Annotated in this window: 1 pseudogene; it reads right to left on the reverse strand. The window is 41.8% G+C overall.

Annotated features, from left to right (window positions below):
- Positions 1–29 precede the first annotated feature (29 nt).
- Positions 30–634 (reverse strand): annotated as a pseudogene (locus tag ACT3SX_RS15465) (hypothetical protein); the annotation flags it as partial.

Below are 634 nucleotides of genomic sequence, written 5' to 3' on the forward strand. Positions count from 1 at the left end.
CCTTAATGAGTCAGACAAAGCTGCCTGACTCAAGCAATCCACTCTCCGATATAGTCGGGGCGGTTCACTTTTGGCTTTTCTACTTTGATGACAGGGTCTTGCTTTGTTTGAGGTTTTGGGGTGTCATCTTGTTCACTCGTTTCTAGAGTAGTCGGTGCTTCTTGACTCAAGATATCTGATACATTGCTGATATCTTCTCTAGTGATATCTGTACCTATGATCATAGTCCATTGTTTGGAACCATAGGTAACGATGGCGGTTGTTTGCGCTCTAACTTGTCCATCTATTATTGTGAGCTTTTGACCGGCAAGGGCTTTGATAGTGCTAATACCTTGGCTGTTTGCTCTTTTTATAGCAGATTGTCTGCCACGATATAGGGTTTTAAACTCGTAATGCGGTATGGGTTGATTGTTGTTGTCGACAAATTCGATATTAAAAGAGACGATAGGGACTCTTAAAACTTTGGTCTGTCCGTTTAAGTCACCTGTTACTGGAAATGCCATGCTGTAAATGGATTGCTTTTTGCCTTCGTCATCATCGAGGTAGACGCCGATAGATTGGCTGACCTCAGCTTTGATACCTGATTCGATACCTGAGCTGTCGGTTTTATGAGGTTTGATATTGTTTTTATATT

The sequence above is a fragment of the Psychrobacter sp. AOP31-B2-9 genome (genome assembly GCF_052378005.1).
GTDB lineage: Bacteria > Pseudomonadota > Gammaproteobacteria > Pseudomonadales > Moraxellaceae > Psychrobacter.